We start from the raw sequence: 19083 nt of genomic DNA on the forward strand, positions 1-19083 counted from the left end.
CCTTGCCCTTTAGGGCGCGCCGGGGGCCGTCGCCGCTGCGGTCGGCAGCCCGTACAGCCAGCGCACCGCGGTCGGGAATTCCTCCCGCCACGCCGCCTCGTTGTGCTCCGCGCCCGGCGCGATGCGCAGCGTGACGTTGCCCGGATCGGCGAGCGTGGTGCGCAGCTGCGCGGCCATCCGCTCCACGTCGGGGACGGCCTCGCCGCCCTCGCGGTCGCCCATGTACAGGTAGATGCGCGCGTCCGCCGGCAGCGCCGCCGCGCGCGCATGGGCGTAGGCATCCTTCGACACCCAGTACGACGGCGAGAACACGCCGGCCTTGCCGAACACGTCCGGCGCGCGGTGGATCGCGTAGCTGGCCGACAGGCCGCCGAGCGAGCTGCCGACGATCGCGGTGTGCTCGCGCCCGGGCCGGGTGCGGTACTGCACGTCGACGAACGGCTTGACCACGCGCACGAGATCGTCGACGAAGGCCGCGCCCTGGTTCGGCAGGAAGCGCACGTTGAAGTACGGGATCAGCTCGTGGAAGCGCTGCTCGCCGCCGTGGTCGATGCCGACGACGATCGCCTCGAACCCCGCCTCGCGCGCCAGCGCGTCCATCGACTCGTCGACGCCCCACTCGCCCGCGTACGCGGTCGCGTCGTCGAACAGGTTCTGGCCGTCGAACATGTAGATGACCGGGTAGCGCCGGTCGCCGGCTGCGTAGCCCGGCGGCAGGTACACCCGCAGCGTGCGCGGACGGCCCATGCCGTGCAGCGCCAGCGGCGGGGTCAGCACGTGAACGGTGCGGCCGGCGGTAGACGGTTTTTTCGGCGCCGCGTCCTGCGCGGCGACCGCGCCCGTCGCGGCCAACAGGCCCGCCAGCAGCATCGACTTCATCACGCGCATCGTCCCGGGTCCCGTTCGCATGCGCCCAGCGTGGGGACCGACGCGCAGCGCGTCGTGTCCCATCGGTCATGGCCGGTCCTGCGGCGGCCGACCCCGGCGCTCAGTACCCGCCGAAGCTGCCGGCCGCGCCGGGGAACACCACCGGGCTCTCGCTGCCGTCCTTCGCGACGGCCGACACGCCGAAGAAGTAGTTGTCGATGACGGTGTTCGCCAGCGTGTGTTCGGTGACGCCGCCAACGTAGACGCTGTGGGTCCACTGCGGCTCGGTAGTCAGCCGCCAGTGCACCTTGTAGCCGGCCAGGTTGGCCGCCTGCGCGGCTGGCGGGCGCGTCCACTTCAGCGTCGTGTCGGCGCTGACGGCGCCCTCGACGGTGACGCCCGCCGGCGGCGGCGGCGCCCACGCCATGCCGGCCAGACTGACCGCGTTGAGCGCGGTGAGCTTGGCGGCGTAGGCGAAGTCGACCCCGTCGATGGTGTCGCCGTAGACGCGGCGCCGGCCCTGCGCGTCGGTCTCGGTGCGCAGGTCCTGGTGCTGGCGGTCGTAGTGCTCGTGCGTTTCCATCACCCGCACTGCCGGGTAGCCCAGATCGTTGAACGGACGGTGGTGGCCGCCGCGGCCGAATCGGTCGAGCCGGTAGACCATCATCACGTCGAGGTTCGGCACGTAGCCGGCCATGCGGTCGATGTAGCGCGCGAGGTTGCGCGTCGGCGAGTCGACCTCGCCGCCGGTGAAGCGGCGCGCGCGCGCTTCATCGGCCGTCTCGGTGGCGCGCGTGCCCTCGGCGAACACGCGCGCGGTGGTGTTGTCGACGATGCCGGTGATGCCGGCGCTGTTGCCGATCATGTCGTTGTTGAGCACCGCCTCGATTCGCCAGCCGTCGCGCTTGGCCTGCTCGGCGAGGATGCGGCCGCCGTAGAGCCCTTGCTCCTCGCCGGCCAGCGCGGCGTAGACGATCGAGCCGGCAAACTTGTAGCGGCTCAGCACGCGCGCGGCCTCGAGCGTGCCGGCGACGCCGGATGCGTTGTCGTTGGCGCCGGGCGATTCGGACGTCGCGTCCATGACGTCGCCGACGCGCGAGTCGATGTCGCCGCTCATGATCACGTAGCGGTTCGGGTCGGTCGTGCCGCGCTGGATCGCGATCACGCTGACGACCTCGGTCGCGTTCGGGATGCGTGTTTCGCCCTCGATGACGCCGCTCGAATAGCGCACCTCCAGGCAGCCGCCGCATTCGCGCGAGATGCGCTCGAACTCGGCGAAGATCCAGCGCCGCGCCGCGCCGATGCCGCGCGTCTCCGACTTCGTGTCCGACAGGGTATGGCGGGTGCCGAAGCCGACCAGCGTGCGGATGTCGGCCTCGATGCGCGCCGCCGACGGCGCCGTGCCGATGCGCCGCAGCTCGGCGTGTTCGGCGGGCGGCTGCTGCGCGAACGCCGCGGCGGGCAGCAGGCTCAGGAGGACGGCGGCAGCGGATCGACGCATCGCGGGAGGTTCCGTTCGGACAGGCCGCGAGTATGCCCTGCGCGCGGCGGGCGCCGACGCGGCGCTAGCGTCCGCCGCCGCTGCGGAAGATCGACAGCAGCAGCCACAGCCCGGCGACGCCGGCGCCGACGAAGCCGAGCAGCCCGAAGAACGGCAGGCCCAGCAGCGTCGGCCCGCCGTCGACCGTCATCGTGATCGAGGAGCCGACGATCAAGGCGGCGATCACCATCGCTCCAGCCAATCGATTGGCCGAATGGCCGATCTGGCGGTTGAGGTCGTCGAGGTGGCCGACGTCGATGTGCACGCGTGCGCTGCCGCCGCGGACGGCGCGCAGCAGCCGGCGCAGGTCCTGCGGCAGCGCCGACAGCAGGCCGCCGACCTCCGACGCCAGGCGCGCGCTGCGCCGCGCCAGCGCGCGCGGGCCGAAGCGGGCGCGCACCGCCCGGCGCAGGAACGGCCGCGCCTGCCGGGCCATGTCGAAGTCCGGATCGAGGCTGCGTCCGAGGCCTTCCAGCGTCAGGCAGACCTTGACCAGCAGCGCCAGGTCGGCCGGCAGCGCGAGCCGGTGCTGGCGCAGCAGCGTGGTGATCTCCAGCAGCATCGCGGCCAGGTCGAGCTGACCCAGCGGCACGCCGTGGTAGCGGTCGACGAACGCATCAATGTCGGACGCCAGCTGCGCCTCGTCGGGCTCGGCGCCCTCGGCCCAGTCCAGCAGTACCTCGGTCACCTGCGCGCTGTCGTGCTCGACCAGTCCGAACAGCAGCGACACGACCTGCTCGCGGCGCGCCTGCGACAGCCGGCCGACCATGCCGAAGTCGATCACGGCGATGCGACCGTCCGGCAGCACGAACACGTTGCCCGGGTGCGGGTCGGCGTGGAAGAAGCCGTCGTCGAGCAGCATCTTCAGCACGACCTGCGCGCCGATGCGCGCGACCGCGACGCGGTCGACGCCGGCCGCCGCGAGCGCGTCGAGGTCGGACACCGGAATGCCGTCGACGAAGTCCTGCACGTTGACCGCCTCGCGGGTCAGCGACCAGTGCACGCGCGGGATCACGAGGCGCGGGTCGTCGCGGAAGCTGTCGGCGACCCGCTCGGCGTGCCGGCATTCGGCGGCCAGGTCGATCTCGCGCAGCAGCGAGGCCTTGAACTGGCGCACCACGCCGACCGGATGGAAGCGCCGGGCCTCGGGGAACCTCTTCTCGATGCGGGACGCCGCGGACTCGAGCAGCCGCAGGTCGGCCTCGATCACCGGGCGGATGCCGGGCCGGCGCACCTTGGCCACCACCGCGGTGCCGTCGGCGAGCCACGCGCGATGGACCTGCGCGATCGAGGCCGCCGCCAGCGGCGCGTCGTCCCAGCGCGCGAACAGCGCCTCGGGCGCGGCGCCGAGCGCGGCGACGATCTCCGCGCGGATCGCGTCGGACGGCACCGGGGGCACGGCGTTTTGCAGCCGGCTGAACTCGGCGATCCACTCCGGACCGAACAGGTCGACGCGGGTGGCCAGCACCTGCCCGAGCTTGACGAAGCTCGGCCCCATCTCCTCCATCGCGCGGCGCACGCGGACCGGCGCCGGCAGCGCGGCGAGCGCGTCGAGGCCGCCCAGCGGCAGCACGCGGCCGGCGCGGCCGAGCGCACGGGCCAGACCGAACCGGGCGACCAGGTCGCCGAATCCGTAGCGCACGAGGATCGACGCCAGCGCGTGGACGCGGCCGAGGTCGTGCGTGGCGAACAGCGTGTCCCACATGTCCGGAAGCCCCCGCGCGGGTCGCGCCCCACTCTAACGCGGTCGGGGCGCGGGCTCCGGCCGCCGCTCAGCCGGCGCCGAACACGCGATAGCGCCGCAGCGACACGACCCCGCGCTGGCCCACGGCGGGCGCACCGGCGGCGTCGCCGGGCACGCTGAGCTCTAGCGTCGGCGCGCCGGCACCGACGGACACCTCGACCCGGGTCGCCCCGGCCGCGCTGTGCACCGCGACGACCTCGGCCGGAACGCCGTCGCCGTGCGCCTGCAGCGCGGCGTCGTGCGGGCGCACGTACAGCGTCGCCGCGCCGTCGGCGGCGTCGCACGGCAGGTGCACCGTCGTCGCCACCGCCGGCCTGAACTGGCCGTCGCGGACCTCGCCGTGCAGCACCGACGCCCGGCCGATGAAGTCGAACGCGAACGCGCTGGCCGGGGCGTCGTACAGCTCGGCCGGCGTGCCGACCTGCTCGATCCGGCCGTCCTTGAGCAGCACGACGCGGTCGGCCAGCTCCAGCGCCTCCTCCTGGTCGTGGGTGACGAACAGCGTGGTCTGCCCGGTGCGGTCGTGCAGGCGGCGCAGCCAGCGGCGCAGCTCGACCCGGACCTTCGCGTCGAGCGCGCCGAACGGCTCGTCGAGCAGCAGCACGTGCGGGTCGATCGCCAGCGCGCGGGCCAGCGCGACGCGCTGCTTCTGCCCGCCCGACAGCTGCTCGGGATAGCGGCCGCCCAGCTCGGGCAGCTGGATCAGCGCGAGCAGCTCGTCGACGCGGCGCGCGATCGTTTCCTGGTCCGGCCGGGTGCGGCGCGGCCGGCTGCGCAGGCCGAACGCGATGTTCTCGGCGACGGTCATGTGCTTGAACAGCGCGTAGTGCTGGAACACGAAGCCGACGTTGCGCTCGCGCAGGCTCAGCGCGGTCGCGTCGCGGCCGCCGAACAGCACCTGCCCGCCGTCGGCGTGCAGCAGTCCGGCGATCACCCGCAGCAGCGTCGTCTTGCCCGAGCCCGACGGGCCGAGCAGCGCGACCAGCTCGCCAGCGCGAATGTCGAGGTCGATGCCGTCGAGCGCGGCCACGCCGGGGTAGCGCTTGGTCAGCGCGCGCAGGTGCAGCTCCATCCCGCTGCCGGCCGCGGACGCGCTGGCATTGGCGTCGCCGCCCGCCCGCGCGCGGGCCGCCGCGCCCGTCGCGGCCGTGGCAGGCGCGGGGTCCGAGCCGCGGTAGCCGCGTGCCGACTCAATGGGGACGACGGGCGTGTGCGAGGGCATCGCCATGGCGGGACTCCAGCCGCGGCGCAGCGAATGGCAGGCGGCAGCACAGTGCCACCGGCGCACCGGGCGACGGCAATTGGGTGGGGATCATTCAGGGCCTCCGATGGATCGTCGCGATTGCGTCGCCATGGCGGGACTCGAGCCAGAACTTCATTACCAGCGTGACCAGCGCGAGCCCGGCGAGCAGCGAGGCCGCGGCGAACGCGGCGGTGCTGTCGAACTCGTTGTAGAGGATCTCGATGTGCAGCGGCAGCGTGTTGGTCAGGCCGCGGATGTGGCCGGACACCACCGACACCGCGCCGAACTCGCCCATCGCGCGGGCGCCGCACAGCAGCACGCCGTACAGCAGGCCCCACTGGATGTTCGGCAGCGTCACCCGGCGGAACATCGTCCACGCGTCGGCCCCTAGCGAGCGCGCGGCCAGCTCCTCGTCGGGCCCCTGCTGCTGCATCAGCGGGATCAGCTCGCGGGCGACGAACGGGAACGTGATGAACAGCGTCGCCAGCACGATGCCGGGCCGCGCGAACAGCACCTTGAGGTCGTGTTCGGCCAGCCACGACGCGAACCAGCCCTGCGACCCGAACAGCAGCACCAGGCACAGCCCCGCCACCACCGGCGAGACCGCGAACGGCAGGTCGATCAGCGCCAGCAGTGCGCGCTTGCCGCGGAACTCGAAGCGCGCAATCGCCCACGCGGTCAACACGCCGAACGCCGCGTTGAGCGGAATCACGATCGCCGCGGTGAACAGCGTCAGGCGCAGCGCGGCCAGCGCGTCGGGCTCCGCCAGCGCGTCCCACCAGCGGCCAAAGCCCTCTCCGAATGCGCCCGCCAGCACCATCGCCAGCGGCAGCACGACCAGGCCGGCCATCACCAGCACCGCCAGCGCGATGAGGCTCCGGCGCAGCCATGCCGGCTCGTCGAGCCCGTCGCGGGCGGCGCTCACGGCGTCCTCCGCGCGCGCCGCTCGTGCGCGAACAGCGACGGGATCGCGTTGATGGCCAGCAGGCACACGAACGACGCCGCCAGCAGCAGCGCGGCGATCACGATCGCGCCGTCGTAGTCGTACTCCTCCAGCCGGATCGTGATCAGCAGCGGCGCGATCTCGGTCCGGTACGGCAGGTTGCCGGCGATGAAGATCACCGACCCGTATTCGCCCAGCGCGCGCGCGAACGCGAGCGAGAACCCGGTCAGCAGCGCCGGCAGCAGTTCCGGCAGCACCACGCGACGCAGCGTCGTCAGTCGCGATGCACCGAGCGAGGCGGCAGCCTCTTCCTGCTCGCGCCCGATCGCCTCGAGCACCGGCTGCACCGTGCGCACCGCGAACGGCAGGCCGATGAACACCAGCGCGATCACGATGCCCAGCGGCGCGTACGCGATCTTTATGCCCAGCGGCTCGAGCCAGCGCCCGACCCAGCCGGTCGGCGCATAGATCGCCGTCAGCGCAATGCCGGCCACGGCGGTCGGCAGCGCGAACGGCAGGTCGACCAGGGCGTCGAGCAGCCGCCGGCCGGGAAAGCGGTAGCGCACCACCACCCACGCGACCAGCAGGCCGGCGGCCGAGGCCAGCACCGCCGCGACCAGCGACGCGCCGAAGCTCAGCTTCAGCGACGCCGTCACGCGCGGGTCGCCGACCGCGCGCAGCCAGCCGTCGGCGCCGAGCCCGGCCGCGCGCACCGTCAGCGCCGCCAGCGGCAGCATCACCACCGCGCCGAGCCACGCCATGCCCAGCCCCAGGCTCAGGCCGAAGCCGGGCAACGGGTGCCGCGCCCGCGCCGGGCGCGCGCGTCGCTGATGTGCCGGCAGGCCGGCCGGTGACGTGACCGCGTTCACCGGCTCACTGCGGTCGGTAGATGCGGTCGAAGAAGCCGCCGTCGCCGAAGTGCTCGGCCTGGGCCTTCTTCCAGCCGCCGAACGCGTCGTCGATCGTCACCTGCCGCACCGACGGAAAGCGCGCGCGCTCGGCGGCGGGCACCGCGTCGGGCTGCGCCGGCCGGTAGTGGTGCTTGGCCGCCAGTCGCTGGCCCTCGGGCGAGTACAGGAAGCGCAGGTACGCCTCGGCCGGCTTGCGCGTGCCGCGCTTGGCGACGTTCCGGTCGACCCACGCGACCGGCGGCTCGGCACGGATGCTGAGGCTCGGCACCACGATCTCGAACTTCGCCCGCGTATCGGCATCGGCAAGCGTCAGCAGCGCCTCGTTCTCCCACGCCAGCAGCACGTCGCCGATGCCGCGCTCGACGAACGTCGTCGTCGAGCCGCGCGCGCCGGTGTCGAGCACCGGCACGTTGCGGAACAGCCGCGTCATGTAATCGAGCACCTGGTCGCCGTCGCGGTACTGCGCCGAGGCCCACGCCCACGCGGCCAGGTAGTTCCAGCGCGCACCGCCGGAGGTCTTCGGGTTCGGGGTGATCACGCCGACCCCGGCGCGGGTGAGGTCGCCCCAGTCGCGGATGCCCTTCGGGTTGCCCTTGCGGACGAGGAACACGATCGTCGACGTGTAAGGCGCGCTGTTGTGGGGCAGCCGCGACTGCCAGTTGGCCGGCAGCAGCTTGCCGTTGGTGGCGATCGCGTCGATGTCGGCCGCCAGCGCGAGGGTGACGACGTCGGCCTCGAGCCCGTCGATCACCGCGCGCGCCTGCTTGCCCGAGCCGCCGTGCGACGCGCGCACGGTCAGCGTCTGCCCGGTCTGCTGCTTCCACTGCGCGGCGAACGCGCGGTTGACCTCGGCGTAGAACTCGCGGGTCGGGTCGTACGAGACGTTCAGCAGCTCGACGTCCTGCGCGGCGGCGGGGCCGGCGGCCAGCGCCGCGCCGAGCAGCAGGCTGCGCAGCACGCGGACGGCGGCGCGGGGGGAACGGATGGGATGCATGGGGGCGTCCTCGGGGCTCAGAAGGAAAGTTGCGCGCGGGTGAAAAACGCCTTCTCGTCCTCGCGGTCCGCGCCGGCGGGCGCGCCGCCGTCGAACCGCGTCCGCGAGAGGTTGGCGACCAGCTTGAGGTTCTGCGTGAGGTACCAGTTGATTCCGACAGTCCACGCTTCGGCGCGGCTGGCCGCGTTGCCGGCGCTGGCGAACAGCGGAAACGCGGCATCGTCGACGTCCAGCTCGCCGAACCGCGCGACCAGCTCCAGTGCGCCGAAGCCTGCCGCACCCGGCGTAAAGTTTTGGTTCGGCCGCGCGACGCCGCGGTAGCTGGCGTCTTCGCCGGTCAGCACCCAGCTGGCGGTCACGGTGTAGGCCTCGTGTTCGAGGTGCTTGCGCCGACCGGCGTTCGCGCCGGCGGTTACGAGGATCTCCTGCTCGGACACGATGGCCTCGGCCAGCACGCCCAGCGGACCGCGGTAGAAATACCCTTGCGGCGACCAGCGACGCCGCAGGCCGTCGGCGGCGACATTCGCCGCATAGCCGAAGAACTGCGCCTGGCCCGGTGAGCGGTAGCGCGGCAGGAAACTGTTGCCGGCCCCGACCGTGTCGCCGGCGCTCGCCGCGATGCCCAGGCCCAGGCCCGACAACGCGTTGGCATCGTTGCGGAACGGCTCCCAGAACACGCGCGCGGCGTATTCGAACTCATCGTCGGGATTGGTCGTCGGCGAATCGCGGCCGTCGGGCGCGCCGTTGTACGCGCCGATGGCGTACGCGAGCTCGCCGCCGAGCAGTTCGCCCTGCAGCTGCACGCCGAGGTCGCGATTGGGCGCCAACTCGGTCACGAAGCCGCGCTCGACCAGCGCGATCGCCCCGCCCGACTGCAGCCGCTCAAGCCCGACCGGCCCCTTGACCTTGCCGATGCGCAGCGTCGCGCGCGGATCGAACTTCACGTCGACGTAGGCGTCGACGATCGTGGCGGAGTCACCGGCGAACTCCGGGGTCAGCCGGAAGCCGAGCAGCGGGCCCCAGCTGCCTTCCAACGTCGGCCGGATGCGTCGAAACAGAAAGCCGTCGTTCTGCGGCACCTGCGCGTCGTCGATGAAGAATCGGCCGTCGGCCTGCACGAGGCCGCGCAGCTTCAGCTCGACGCCGTCGGCGGCCGGCGACTTGATCGACAGCCCCCGCGCGGCGGTCAGCGCGACAGTCGGCGCCGACGCGGCGCGCGCGGCGGCCTCCTCGGCCTGAAGTTCGAGCTTGCGTTCAATCACGCGCAGGCGCTGGTCGAGCGCGTCGACCGGCGCGGCGTTGGCCGACGCCGCGTCCGGCGCGACGCCGAGGCGCTGCTCGATCGCGCGCAGGCGCTGCTCGAAGGCCGAGGCGTCGTCGGTGGACTGCGCGTGCGCCAGCGGCGCGCATGCGCCCAGCGCCGCGGCCACGAGGGTGGCGCGGAGGGGACGGTGGCGTGCGCTGTTGCGGTTGGGTGGTTGCGGCAGGACGTTCATCTGGGGCCTCGGGTCGATGGCGCGTCCGGCGGTCCGGTGGCGTCGGAAGTGCGCCGCGCGCGCGGGGCGGCGGCAGGTCGGTTGCAGGGGGCGGACGCTTGCCATCGCCGAGGTCATCGCTCGTCGACGCGCAGCTTCTGGCTGCGGGTGATCTGCACGATCCGGCCGCTGTGCACGATCACGTCGACCTGGCCGTAGCGCAGCTCGCGCAGCGCCTGCAGCACGGCGCGTTCGGCCTCGGTCAGCGCGAGGGGATCACGCTGGGGATCTGCGCGACGCGGCAGCGGGTGCGGTCCGTTCATGCGCTCGCCCCTGCGCGCGGGGCGTCGACCCCGGCGAAGTCGCGCAGGCTGCGGCCGTCGAGCACGCCGGCCAGCGCGTCGCGCGCGTCACGCATCAGGGCGCGCAGGGCGCAGGCGTCGGGTTCCGGGCACTCGGCGCAGGCGCGGTACGCGGTGACGCTGGCGCAGCGCACCGGGGCCAACGGCCCGTCGATGGCGCGAATGACGTCGCCGATGCGGATCGCCTCGGCCGGGCGCGACAGAGCATGGCCGCCCTGCTGCCCGCGCCGGCTCTCGACCAGCCCGGCGTCGCGCAGCTCGACCAGGATGGCCTCGAGGAACTTCTCGGGCGCGCCGCTGCGTTCGGCGATCGCGCGCGCCTGCAGCCGCTCGCCGTCGCTATTGGCGAGCGCGCCCAGCGCCCGCAGCGCGTACTTGGCCTTCATCGTCAGCATTTCCCAGCAACCATGTAGGGAAATGTCGGTGTCGGCCGAGCGCGCGGCAAACAAGGCCCGGGCATCTGGTCATGCCGCGGCGGCATGACCGCCCTACGTCGTGCAGGCGGCAGAAATGCCGCGTGGCCCGCGGCCGGACCGGCTCGGCTACGCTGGAGCAAACCCGGGGCTGCGGCCCGCGTCGCGGACGTGTCGATTCCGGACCCTTCCGCCCGTCGCTGCCGTACACCCGCACCGGAAACGCCGATGACCGCGCCCCGCCCCGCCCTGACGCTCTACGCCCACCCGTTCTCGTCCTACTGCCAGAAGGTGCTGGTGGCGCTGTACGAGAACGGCACGGATTTCGTCTACCGCCGGGTCGACGACGCAGGTGCGATGGACGAGCTCGCGACGCGCTGGCCGATGAAGCGCTTTCCGATCCTCGTCGACGGAGACGCGACGGTGCTCGAGGCCAGCACGATCATCGAGCACCTCGACCTGCACCACCCCGGCCCGGCGCCGATGCTGCCCGCCGACCCGGCGCAGGCGCTGGAGGTGCGGATGCTCGACCGCTTCTTCGACAACTACGTGTCGACGCCGCAGCAGAAGTGCGTCGCCGACGCGCTGCGGCCGGCCGAGCACCGCGACCCGTACGGCGTGGCCGAGGCGCGGCGCATGCTCGAAACCTCGTATGCCTGGCTCGACACGCACATGGAAGGCCGCGAATGGGCGGCAGCGGACCGCTTCAGCCTGGCCGACTGCGCCGCCGCGCCGTTCCTGTTCTACGCCGACTGGACCCACCCGATCGACCCGCGCTTCGCCCGCGTGCACGCGTACCGCGCACGGCTGCTGGCGCGGCCGTCGTTCGCGCGCGCCGTCGACGAGGCGCGACCGTTCCGGCCGCTGTTCCCGCTCGGAGCGCCCGACCGCGACTGACCGTCGCGTCGGCCGTCGCGCGCGCGCCGATCAGTCCTGCTCGGCGGCGGCCTCGCGCCCCTGCTGGCGGATGAGGGCTTCCTCGCGCGCGTCGTTGATCGCGTGGCGGACGCTGTCGAGGTCGACGCGCCGCTCGTCGTGCTTGTACACGCCGGTCAACACGGTGTCGGGCCGCAGTTCGCCGGCCTCGAACAGCTGCCACATCTCCTCGGCGAACCACGTGTCGAGCAGCTCCGGCGCGAAGCGGCCCAGGCTCGCGGTGAGGTTGTTGACGTCGCGCAGCAGCATCGTGCGCGCGGCGTTGTTGCTGCCGGCGCTGACCACCTGCGGGAAGTCGATCACGACCGGGCCGTCCGGACCGACCAGCACGTTGTAGGCCGACAGGTCGCCGTGGATCAGGCCGCAGCACAGCATCTTCACGACTTGCCTGACCAGCACGCCGTGGTACTCGCGCGCCTGCCCGGCGCTGAGCTCGACCTCGCCGAGCCGCGGCGCGGAATAACCGTCCGCATCGGTCACCAACTCCATGACCAGAACGCCGTGGTAGTAGCCGAACGGCTCGGGCACGCGCACGCCGGCGTCGCGCAGCTGGTACAGCGCGTCGACCTCGGTGTTCTTCCAGGCGGTCTCCTGCTGCTTGCGCCCGTACTTGCTGGCCTTGCCGATCGCGCGCGCCTCGCGGCTGCCGCGCACCTTGCGGCCCTCCTGGTACTGCACGCGCTGCTGGAAGCTGCGCTGCGCCATGTCCTTGTAGACCTTCGCGCAGCGCACGTCGTCGCCGCTGCGGACCACGTACACCGCCGCTTCCTTGCCGCTCTTGAGCGGGCGCAGCACTTCGTCGATGACGCCGTCGTCGATCAGCGCCTGCAGGCCATTGGGGGTCTTCATGGAGTCCTGGTGGACGATCGGCGCATCGGGCGCGCGACCGGGGGCGCCATCTTCGCACTGTTCGCCGAGGTCGGCTGAATCGATCGGCCGCCAGGGTCGCCTGCGTTCGGGCCGACAGGCCGGCGGTCATTACACTGTGCCCCCCGCCTTTGGCCGCCCCATGCCCACCCGTCCATCCGACTCCACCGACCCTATCCGGCTCGACCGCCGCGTCGCCGACCTGCTCGGGTGCTCGCGCGCCGACGCGCAGCAGTACGTCGAAGGGGGCTGGGTGTCGGTCGACGGCGATACCGTCGAGGAGCCGCAGGCCGTGATCACGACCCAGCGGGTCGAGGTCGCCGCCGATGCGCGGCTGGAGGCGACCGAGCCGGCGACGATGCTGTTGAACAAGCCCGAAGGCGTCGCGTTCGAGTCGACGCCGGCGCTGGTCACGCCGTCCACGCAGGCCGAGGGCGACGTCTCCGGCGTGCGCCGGCTCAAGCGCCATTTCCACCGTCTGACGCCGCTGGTGCCGCTGGACGCCGAGGCGAGCGGGCTGGTCGTGCTGTCGCAGGACGGGCGCGTGTGGCGGCGACTGACCGAGGACTACGCGTCGATCGAGCAGGAGTTCGTCGTCGAGGTGTCGGGCGAACTGGCCCCGTACGGCATGCGCCGGCTCGCCGAGGGCCTGAGCTACCAGGGGCGTCCGCTCCCGCCGTGCAAGGTCAGCTGGCAGAACGAGATCCGCCTGCGCTTCGCGATCAAGGACGTGCGGCCCGGCCAGCTGCGGCACATGTGCCGCGAGGTCGGCCTCGACGTCGTCGCGATCCGCCGGCTGCGCATCGGCCGCATCTCGCTGAGCAAGATGCCGGTCGGCGAGTGGCGCTACCACCCGGTCGGCGAGAAGTTCTGAACCCCGCGCCCGGCGCGCCGTCATCGTCGGATCACCCGACGCGCCCATGCTCGGGCGCCGACCCGCTGGAGCCGCGCGCCATGACCGATCCCCGCCGCCTTGTCGCCTGCCTCGCGCTCGTCGCCGCACTGGCCGCGTGCCGCGCCTCCGACCCCGCGCCGGCCTCGAAGGCCGACGCCGCGCCGACCGGGCCCACGGCTGCACCGACCACGGCGCCGGCGCCGACACCAAGTCCGCCTGCCGCGCCAGCGGCGTCCCCGGCCGACGAACCGGCCCCGGCGACGACGCTGCAGCTGGCGCTGGACGGCGAGGGCTTGCGGCTGGTCGATCCGGCGTCGGGCGCGACCCGTCCGCTCGCGTTCGGCCAGCCGATCGCCCCGGTAATCGATGCGGTACGCCGCAGCCAGGGCACGGCGCCGACGCAGTCGACCAACGGCGAATGCGGCGCCGGTGCGCTCGACATGGCGACGTGGCCCGACGGGCTCACGCTGGTGTCGCAGGGCGGCACGTTCCGCGGCTGGTCGTTGAATCCGCGCAGCGGCACCGACGCCTCGGCACGACCGACGACGATGGCGGGCATCGGCCTGGGCTCGACGCGCGCCGAACTGGACGTCGCCTACAACGCGACGATCACGCCGAGCTCGCTCGGCACCGAGTTCGCCGCGGGCGGGCTGTACGGCGTGCTCGGCTCCGCGCGCGCCGATGCGCCGATCACCGCGCTGTGGGCCGGCACCAGCTGCGTGTTCCGCTAGCGGCGCAGCGGCAGCGCGGGGTCAGGTCGACTGCCAGGGCCGCACCACCAGCAGCGCGCCGACCGCCACCAGCACCACGCCGACGATCCGCAGGGCGTCGGCCGGCTTCGGCGCGGTCAGCACGCCGAAGTGGTCGAGCACCAGCGAGCCGGCGATCTGCCCGAACACCACCAGGCACACCAGCGCCGCCGCGCCCAGCCGCGGCACCAGCAGCGTCGCCCCGACTACGAACACGGCACCGATGACGCCGCCGAGCCAGGCCCACGCCGGCACCGACCCGACCATGCGCGCGTCGGGCAGCGCGGTGCGCGTGGCGAGCAGCGCGGTGGTCAGCACCAGCGTGCCGACCAGGAACGAGATCAGCGACGCGAGCAGCGGGCCGTGGGTGAGCTGACCGAGGCGCGCGTTGATCAGCGCCTGCAGCGGCAGCAGCGCGCCGATCACCACGGCAAAAGCGATTGCGGCCAGGACCGAAGGGGACATCGTGCGCACTCCAGTGATCAGGACCGCAGTCTAGGTGCTGGGAGGCGCGACGGCGCACGCGCGGGGGCGCGTGCGCACGGGCACAGGCAGCGGCAGCGGGCTAGGCCTGCTCGAAGCGGTCGACCTCATCGAGCAGGCGGTCGACGCCGAGCAGCGTCGCCCCAATGCTCGAGCGCTTCAGTCCGGCCCGGAGCGGCTCGCGCACGCTCGCCGGCGCCAGCGTCAGCAGCCAGACCGTCAGCGCCAATCCGAATCCGCCGAAGGCGAGCCAGGCCAGCACCAGTCGCGGCTTGACCGCCCACAGATCGACCCCCAGCGCGACGTCGAACAGCACCAGCGCCATCGCGATCCACAGCAGCCAGTGCGAGAGGCCCAGCCACGGCGCGATGCGGGCCCGCCAGCCCTTGAGGTAGCCGACATAGCGCTGCACCTGCAACACCGGACCAGCCAGCTGCACGCGCATCGCCACCAGCGCCTCGAGGATGCCCGACGCCGCCAGCGCCACTCCGTAGAGGTGCAGTGCGATGCCGCTCCACAGCAGGGCGGGCTGCCCACGGTGGGCGATCCAGTACGGCGCGATCCACGCCACGAGCGCCACCGCCAACGCAATCTGCACCGCGCGGCACGCCATGAACCAGCGCAGCCGCGTGCGAACCCGGTCCACCTGCCGCTGCGCGAGCAGCTCGCGGTTGACCGCCTCCTGCCGCAGCAGGCGCTCCTCGAGCGCATGCCAGCCGGCCTTCATTTCATCGAGTTCCATGGTGTTCTCCTGGCAAGCCCGGTCAGCGCGCGTCACGGATGCGCTGCTTGAGGCGGCTGATCTTCGTGGATACGTTGGTTTCGGTGAGGCCGAGCACGTCGGCGATCTCGCGGTGGCTGCGCTCGTCGAGGTAGAGCAGCAGCAGCGCACGGTCGAGCGCGCCCTGCCGCGCGATGAATCGCTGCAGGCGCTCGAGCCGCGGGTCGTCGTCGAGTGGCGCGCCCTCGTCGACGGCGTCGTGCACCTCAGGATCGAGCGGGACGAAGTGCCGGCGACGGCGCGCGTTGCTGCGCACGAACGAGATCGCGGTGTTCAAGGCCACGCGGTACATCCACGTGCTGAACAGCTGGTCGGCGCGGTACGAGGGCCATGCGCGCCAGAGCTGGGCGGCGATTTCCTGCGCCAGCTCCGCGCGGTCGTCGGGGTCGCGGCAGTAGGTGTGCGCGACCTTGAACACGACGGCACGGTGCGCGGCCAGGCGCTGTTCGAACTCGTCCCGCAACGCCGACTCCATTGGTTCCACCAGCTCCATGATGCCCCCGGTTACCGGCGCCACGCGCGCCGCACCCCCCATGGTTCGCCGGGAGGGGCGATTCCTCACACCCGATCTGCCGATGTCCTGCGATCCATCGGCGGCGCGGCCATGCCGCCGCCGAAGGCGCCGCGCGCCACGCGGTGCCGACCCGCCCCGCATACGGCGCGAGCCACGCGAGAAGCATCCGGCGCTTGGGTCCACGCGCGGCCGACGCCACGTTCACCGCGCGGCTCCTATACCGGTCAGGCGCGCGGACGGGCGCGCGCCCCTCCCCCACACGGGAACGACAACCGCATGGACACCCCCGAGCAGCTCGAACAGAAATTCTGGAAGGCCCTGAAATCCGACCGCACGCTGATGCTCGGCGTCGACGGCGTCGAGGACGGCCACTCGCGGCCGATGACCGCGCAGGTCGAAGGCGAACGCGGGCCGATCTGGTTCTTCACCGGCAAGCCCAACGCCGTGGTCGAGCACCTGTCGCAGAACCGCCGCGCGATCGCCGCGTTCAGCGCGAAGGACCACTCGCTGTTCGCCAGCATCAGCGGCAACCTGGTGGTCGACAACGACCGCGCCGTGATCGACCGCCTGTGGAACCCGTTCATCGCCGCGTGGTTCGACGGCAAGCACGACCCCAAGCTGGTTCTGCTGCGCTTCGATGCCGAACACGCCGAGATCTGGTTGAACGAGAACAGCCTGCTGGCCGGCGTGAAAATGCTGCTCGGTGTGGATCCGAAGCGCGACTACGCGGACAAGAACGCCGAGGTCGACCTGACCTGATCGTCGCGAGGCGGGCCCTCCCCTCGCCGACCTTCCTCCCGAACGACGACGCCCGGCCTGAGCCGGGCGTCGTGCGTTACGACTGGCGGTGCATCAGCCGTACGGCTGGAACCCGAGGATCGCCTGCAGCACGGCCCCGAGGATCGAGTAGCTGCCGTTGTCGTAGCGACCGTAGCGGTAGCCGCGGTTGTAACCGTCCTCGTAGCCGCGGCGGAAGCCCTGGCGGAAGTAGTAGTTGTACTCCGCGCGGCTGACGTAATAGCCGTGGTAACCGTAGTTGGCGTCGAGGTAGGCGAAGTTGCCGCGGTAGTCCGGCCGCCAGCCGTCGAGGTAGTCGGCCCGGCCGGCCCGTGCGCCCTGCTCGTAGCCGTAGCGCACGGCCTGGCGGAGCACGTCCGCCGCGTACTGGTTGACCTGGTAGTAGCGCCCGTCGCGGACGTAGCGGTAGCGGACCGGCGCCCAGTAGTACGGGTCGTAGTCGTAGCCGCGGTACTGCGCGTCCCAGCGGCGCTGCAGGTCGCGCTGGCGATCCCAGTACAGCTGCTGGTAGCGGTACTGCTGCAGGCGGCGCTGCTGCTGCAGCACGGCGATGCGCTGGCGTTCGCTCGCCTGGCGGGAGGCGAGGTACCGGCGGTAGTCGTCCGAGCGCTGGCGCTCGATCGCGATGCGCTGGCGGCGCTCCTGTTCGGACACGCGCGCGCGCACGTCCTCGCGCACGTCGCGACGGATTTCGCGGCGCTCGTCGCGCAGCTCCGCGCGGCGCTCGAGGCCGTCGCGTTCGCCACGTTCACGTTCGATGCGGTCGGCGGCGCCGACGCGGAGCTGCCGCTCGGCATCGGCCGCGCGCGCGCGACGGTCGTCGATCCGCGCCCGGTCGGCCTGGGCGGCCTCGCGACGGCGCTCGGCCTGCCGGGCCAGCTCTTCGCGCCGGGCCACCTCGCGCACCGCCTCGCCGTCGCGCTGGCGCGTGGCCTCGCGGATCGCCTGCTGGCGTGCGCGCTGCTCGGCCTCTCGCTGCTGCTGGGTCGCGCGCAGCTGTTCGATCCGGCCGGCGTCCTGACGCCGCTCGGCGCGCTGCTCGGCGCGCAGCGCCTGCTCGCGCTGGCGGTCGCGGGCCTCGGCACCTTCGCGCTGCGCCTGCATCCGCTGTTCCATCTGTTCGCGCTGCGCCGCCCGCGCCTGCTGTCGCTCGGCCTGCTCGGCGCGCTGCGCCGCAACCGCCTGCTCGCGCTGGCGCGCTTGGCCCTGCTCGCGTTCGGCCTGCGCGGCCTGCTGGCTGGCGAGCGCCTGCTCGCGGCGCGAACGCTCGTTGCCGTCGCGCTCGCGCGCGGCGCGGCGCTCTTCGGACTGCTCGTCGCGGTCACCGCGGCCGCGCGGGCCGTCCTGCGCAAGCGCCGGCGCGGTCACCGCGAACACCATCGCCAGGGCGACGGCGCGGGACAGCTTCTGCATGGTCATGTCGTTTCTCCACGGGGCCGCGTGCTGCGACCAGGCCTGCAGTGAAGCGCCGACGCACTTAACCCACCATGAGAAATCACGTCGCCATCACGACCGTTCAGCGGCCAGCCGGCCTGCCGCTCGTTGCCGTCGAATCCCGCGTTCGCCGTTCGTCATACCGGGTGGGCGGCCCCGCCCGCACACCCACAAGCCGAGGAGTTGCGCATGAAGACCAATCCCGTCGTCTGGTTCGAGCTGTACGTCCAGGACATGGCGCGCGCCCGCGCCTTCTACGAAACCGTGCTTGCCACGCGGCTGGAGCCGCTGGAAGGGCCCGACCTCGAGATGCTGGCGTTTCCCGGCAGCATGGAGCCCACCGGCGGTTGTTCCGGCGCGCTGGTGCGCATGGACGGGGTGCCGTCCGGTCCTGGCGGGACGCTCGTGTACTTCACCTGCGACGACTGCGCGGTCGAGACGGCGCGCGTGGTTGCCGCCGGCGGCCGCGTGCACCGCGACAAGATGTCGATCGGCCAGTACGGGTTCTGCTCGCTCGCCTACGACACCGAGGGCAACCTGTTCGGCCTGCACTCGATGGCGTGACGCTCGGCGCGCGCGGCGCCCCGCGGCAGCTCAGCTGCCGCGCGAGCGCAGCGTCAGGCCCTTGAGGAAGTTGCGCAGCAGCTGGTCGCCGCAGCGGCGGAAGTTCTTGTGCCCGGGCTGGCGGAACAGCGCCGACAGCTCCGGCTTGGACACCGGGAAGCCGGCGTCGGCGAAGGCCTGGTGCATGTCGACGTCCTTGAGCTCGAACGCCACGCGCAGCTTCTTCAGCACCACGTTGTTGTTGACCCGCGTCTCGACCGGGCGCGGCGGCACGCTCGGGTCGCGGCCGCGGTAGTGCACGATCAGGCCATCGAGGAAATGCGTGAGCACCGCATTGCTGCACTCGGCGTAGCCCTCGTCGTCGTCCTTCTTCAGGAACGCCTGCACGTCCGCCTTCTCGATCGGGAATGCCGGATCGGCCAGCTGCACGATCTCGACGACCTTGCCGTCGCTGAGGTCGAGCATGTAGCGGATCGCGCGCAGGACGTCGTTATTGATCATGCGCGCATTCTACGCGGGCCGGCCGCCGCGCCCCACAGACAAGAAAAAACGGCCGGACCGGCACCCGCG

The 19083-nt window shown here is 72.5% G+C and carries 21 protein-coding genes; 5 read left to right on the forward strand and 16 right to left on the reverse strand.

Annotated elements, in window-relative coordinates; genetic code table 11:
- Nucleotides 1-9 precede the first annotated feature (9 nt).
- The 10 genes from D3A60_RS09610 to D3A60_RS09655 all read right to left on the reverse strand — a co-directional run bounded on the left by D3A60_RS09610 (nucleotide 10) and on the right by D3A60_RS09655 (nucleotide 10474).
- Nucleotides 10-909 carry an alpha/beta hydrolase gene (locus D3A60_RS09610; protein WP_196778702.1) on the reverse strand — a complete coding sequence of 300 codons (900 nt, stop codon included), beginning with the start codon at nucleotides 907-909 and terminating at the stop codon, nucleotides 10-12.
- Nucleotides 910-988: 79 nt separating this feature from the next.
- Nucleotides 989-2368, reverse strand: coding sequence for a M28 family metallopeptidase (locus tag D3A60_RS09615; protein ID WP_119718449.1), 1380 nt, complete (start codon nucleotides 2366-2368; stop codon nucleotides 989-991).
- A 64-nt stretch (nucleotides 2369-2432) separates the two neighbouring features.
- Nucleotides 2433-4112, reverse strand: a complete 1680-nt coding sequence (locus D3A60_RS09620) for an ABC1 kinase family protein (protein ID WP_119718450.1) — start codon at nucleotides 4110-4112, stop codon at nucleotides 2433-2435.
- A 67-nt stretch (nucleotides 4113-4179) separates the two neighbouring features.
- Entirely contained in the window at nucleotides 4180-5223 is a 1044-nt protein-coding gene (locus tag D3A60_RS09625) for a sulfate/molybdate ABC transporter ATP-binding protein (RefSeq protein ID WP_119719068.1), read from the reverse strand.
- A 244-nt stretch (nucleotides 5224-5467) separates the two neighbouring features.
- A complete protein-coding gene (gene cysW, locus D3A60_RS09630) occupies nucleotides 5468-6385 on the reverse strand; it encodes a sulfate ABC transporter permease subunit CysW (RefSeq protein ID WP_119718451.1) in 918 nt (305 codons plus the stop codon).
- Complete coding sequence (cysT, locus tag D3A60_RS09635; RefSeq protein WP_119718452.1) at nucleotides 6316-7098, reverse strand: sulfate ABC transporter permease subunit CysT; 783 nt, start codon at nucleotides 7096-7098, stop codon at nucleotides 6316-6318. The genes cysW and cysT overlap by 70 nt, the downstream gene beginning before the upstream one ends.
- Before the next feature lie 112 nt (nucleotides 7099-7210).
- On the reverse strand, nucleotides 7211-8242 hold the full coding sequence (locus tag D3A60_RS09640) for a sulfate ABC transporter substrate-binding protein (protein WP_119718453.1): 1032 nt from the start codon (nucleotides 8240-8242) through the stop codon (nucleotides 7211-7213).
- Between the two features lie 17 nt (nucleotides 8243-8259).
- On the reverse strand, nucleotides 8260-9738 hold the full coding sequence (locus tag D3A60_RS09645) for an OprO/OprP family phosphate-selective porin (RefSeq protein WP_119718454.1): 1479 nt from the start codon (nucleotides 9736-9738) through the stop codon (nucleotides 8260-8262).
- A gap of 113 nt (nucleotides 9739-9851) precedes the next feature.
- Entirely contained in the window at nucleotides 9852-10040 is a 189-nt protein-coding gene (locus tag D3A60_RS09650; protein ID WP_119718455.1) for a YezD family protein, read from the reverse strand.
- Nucleotides 10037-10474 carry an RrF2 family transcriptional regulator gene (locus D3A60_RS09655; RefSeq protein ID WP_119718456.1) on the reverse strand — a complete coding sequence of 146 codons (438 nt, stop codon included), beginning with the start codon at nucleotides 10472-10474 and terminating at the stop codon, nucleotides 10037-10039. The genes D3A60_RS09650 and D3A60_RS09655 overlap by 4 nt, the downstream gene beginning before the upstream one ends.
- 246 nt (nucleotides 10475-10720) lie before the next feature.
- Between D3A60_RS09655 and D3A60_RS09660 the strand changes: the two genes are divergently transcribed.
- Complete coding sequence (locus tag D3A60_RS09660; RefSeq protein WP_119718457.1) at nucleotides 10721-11389, forward strand: glutathione S-transferase family protein; 669 nt, start codon at nucleotides 10721-10723, stop codon at nucleotides 11387-11389.
- A 30-nt stretch (nucleotides 11390-11419) separates the two neighbouring features.
- On the opposite strand, the gene D3A60_RS09665 is transcribed toward D3A60_RS09660, so the two are convergent.
- A complete protein-coding gene (locus D3A60_RS09665) occupies nucleotides 11420-12277 on the reverse strand; it encodes a PA4780 family RIO1-like protein kinase (RefSeq protein ID WP_119718458.1) in 858 nt (285 codons plus the stop codon).
- Between the two features lie 160 nt (nucleotides 12278-12437).
- Here D3A60_RS09665 and D3A60_RS09670 point away from each other — a divergent pair, with 160 nt between their 5' ends.
- A complete protein-coding gene (locus D3A60_RS09670; RefSeq protein WP_119718459.1) occupies nucleotides 12438-13169 on the forward strand; it encodes an rRNA pseudouridine synthase in 732 nt (243 codons plus the stop codon).
- 80 nt (nucleotides 13170-13249) lie between these two features.
- Complete coding sequence (locus tag D3A60_RS09675) at nucleotides 13250-13921, forward strand: hypothetical protein (RefSeq protein ID WP_119718460.1); 672 nt, start codon at nucleotides 13250-13252, stop codon at nucleotides 13919-13921.
- A gap of 21 nt (nucleotides 13922-13942) precedes the next feature.
- Here the strand turns inward: D3A60_RS09675 and D3A60_RS09680 are convergent, their stop codons facing one another.
- The 3 genes from D3A60_RS09680 to D3A60_RS09690 all read right to left on the reverse strand — a co-directional run bounded on the left by D3A60_RS09680 (nucleotide 13943) and on the right by D3A60_RS09690 (nucleotide 15696).
- Nucleotides 13943-14404 carry a DMT family transporter gene (locus tag D3A60_RS09680; RefSeq protein ID WP_119718461.1) on the reverse strand — a complete coding sequence of 154 codons (462 nt, stop codon included), beginning with the start codon at nucleotides 14402-14404 and terminating at the stop codon, nucleotides 13943-13945.
- A gap of 100 nt (nucleotides 14405-14504) precedes the next feature.
- Nucleotides 14505-15164, reverse strand: a complete 660-nt coding sequence (locus D3A60_RS09685) for a hypothetical protein (protein WP_157981454.1) — start codon at nucleotides 15162-15164, stop codon at nucleotides 14505-14507.
- Between the two features lie 22 nt (nucleotides 15165-15186).
- Nucleotides 15187-15696, reverse strand: coding sequence for an RNA polymerase sigma factor (locus D3A60_RS09690; protein WP_407062766.1), 510 nt, complete (start codon nucleotides 15694-15696; stop codon nucleotides 15187-15189).
- Nucleotides 15697-15993: 297 nt separating this feature from the next.
- Here D3A60_RS09690 and D3A60_RS09695 point away from each other — a divergent pair, with 297 nt between their 5' ends.
- Nucleotides 15994-16476, forward strand: coding sequence for a pyridoxamine 5'-phosphate oxidase family protein (locus tag D3A60_RS09695; RefSeq protein WP_119718464.1), 483 nt, complete (start codon nucleotides 15994-15996; stop codon nucleotides 16474-16476).
- Between the two features lie 93 nt (nucleotides 16477-16569).
- Here the strand turns inward: D3A60_RS09695 and D3A60_RS09700 are convergent, their stop codons facing one another.
- The gene (locus D3A60_RS09700; RefSeq protein WP_119718465.1) at nucleotides 16570-17934 is read right to left on the reverse strand and encodes a coiled-coil domain-containing protein; all 1365 of its coding nucleotides are present in this window, start codon (nucleotides 17932-17934) and stop codon (nucleotides 16570-16572) included.
- A gap of 204 nt (nucleotides 17935-18138) precedes the next feature.
- Between D3A60_RS09700 and D3A60_RS09705 the strand changes: the two genes are divergently transcribed.
- The gene (locus D3A60_RS09705) at nucleotides 18139-18513 is read left to right on the forward strand and encodes a VOC family protein (RefSeq protein WP_119718466.1); all 375 of its coding nucleotides are present in this window, start codon (nucleotides 18139-18141) and stop codon (nucleotides 18511-18513) included.
- Between the two features lie 30 nt (nucleotides 18514-18543).
- On the opposite strand, the gene D3A60_RS09710 is transcribed toward D3A60_RS09705, so the two are convergent.
- On the reverse strand, nucleotides 18544-19014 hold the full coding sequence (locus D3A60_RS09710) for a YehS family protein (RefSeq protein WP_119718467.1): 471 nt from the start codon (nucleotides 19012-19014) through the stop codon (nucleotides 18544-18546).
- Nucleotides 19015-19083: the final 69 nt, after the last annotated feature.

It is taken from the genome of Cognatilysobacter tabacisoli (assembly GCF_003586305.1).
GTDB classification, from domain to species: domain Bacteria; phylum Pseudomonadota; class Gammaproteobacteria; order Xanthomonadales; family Xanthomonadaceae; genus Cognatilysobacter_A; species Cognatilysobacter_A tabacisoli.

What these genes read in the sequence shown, in the direction of transcription:
- D3A60_RS09610 (WP_196778702.1), bottom strand. Translation starts at nt 909, where the DNA reads ATGCGAACGGGACCCGGGACGATGCGCGTGATGAAGTCGATGCTGCTG.
- D3A60_RS09615 (WP_119718449.1), bottom strand. Translation starts at nt 2,368, where the DNA reads ATGCGTCGATCCGCTGCCGCCGTCCTCCTGAGCCTGCTGCCCGCCGCG.
- D3A60_RS09620 (WP_119718450.1), bottom strand. Translation starts at nt 4,112, where the DNA reads ATGTGGGACACGCTGTTCGCCACGCACGACCTCGGCCGCGTCCACGCG.
- D3A60_RS09625 (WP_119719068.1), bottom strand. Translation starts at nt 5,223, where the DNA reads ATGGAGCTGCACCTGCGCGCGCTGACCAAGCGCTACCCCGGCGTGGCC.
- cysT (WP_119718452.1), bottom strand. Translation starts at nt 7,098, where the DNA reads ATGGCGTGGCTCGGCGCGGTGGTGATGCTGCCGCTGGCGGCGCTGACG.
- D3A60_RS09640 (WP_119718453.1), bottom strand. Translation starts at nt 8,242, where the DNA reads ATGCATCCCATCCGTTCCCCCCGCGCCGCCGTCCGCGTGCTGCGCAGC.
- D3A60_RS09645 (WP_119718454.1), bottom strand. Translation starts at nt 9,738, where the DNA reads ATGAACGTCCTGCCGCAACCACCCAACCGCAACAGCGCACGCCACCGT.
- D3A60_RS09650 (WP_119718455.1), bottom strand. Translation starts at nt 10,040, where the DNA reads ATGAACGGACCGCACCCGCTGCCGCGTCGCGCAGATCCCCAGCGTGAT.
- D3A60_RS09655 (WP_119718456.1), bottom strand. Translation starts at nt 10,474, where the DNA reads ATGCTGACGATGAAGGCCAAGTACGCGCTGCGGGCGCTGGGCGCGCTC.
- D3A60_RS09660 (WP_119718457.1), top strand. Translation starts at nt 10,721, where the DNA reads ATGACCGCGCCCCGCCCCGCCCTGACGCTCTACGCCCACCCGTTCTCG.
- D3A60_RS09665 (WP_119718458.1), bottom strand. Translation starts at nt 12,277, where the DNA reads ATGAAGACCCCCAATGGCCTGCAGGCGCTGATCGACGACGGCGTCATC.
- D3A60_RS09670 (WP_119718459.1), top strand. Translation starts at nt 12,438, where the DNA reads ATGCCCACCCGTCCATCCGACTCCACCGACCCTATCCGGCTCGACCGC.
- D3A60_RS09675 (WP_119718460.1), top strand. Translation starts at nt 13,250, where the DNA reads ATGACCGATCCCCGCCGCCTTGTCGCCTGCCTCGCGCTCGTCGCCGCA.
- D3A60_RS09680 (WP_119718461.1), bottom strand. Translation starts at nt 14,404, where the DNA reads ATGTCCCCTTCGGTCCTGGCCGCAATCGCTTTTGCCGTGGTGATCGGC.
- D3A60_RS09685 (WP_157981454.1), bottom strand. Translation starts at nt 15,164, where the DNA reads ATGGAACTCGATGAAATGAAGGCCGGCTGGCATGCGCTCGAGGAGCGC.
- D3A60_RS09690 (WP_407062766.1), bottom strand. Translation starts at nt 15,696, where the DNA reads ATGGAGCTGGTGGAACCAATGGAGTCGGCGTTGCGGGACGAGTTCGAA.
- D3A60_RS09695 (WP_119718464.1), top strand. Translation starts at nt 15,994, where the DNA reads ATGGACACCCCCGAGCAGCTCGAACAGAAATTCTGGAAGGCCCTGAAA.
- D3A60_RS09700 (WP_119718465.1), bottom strand. Translation starts at nt 17,934, where the DNA reads ATGACCATGCAGAAGCTGTCCCGCGCCGTCGCCCTGGCGATGGTGTTC.
- D3A60_RS09705 (WP_119718466.1), top strand. Translation starts at nt 18,139, where the DNA reads ATGAAGACCAATCCCGTCGTCTGGTTCGAGCTGTACGTCCAGGACATG.
- D3A60_RS09710 (WP_119718467.1), bottom strand. Translation starts at nt 19,014, where the DNA reads ATGATCAATAACGACGTCCTGCGCGCGATCCGCTACATGCTCGACCTC.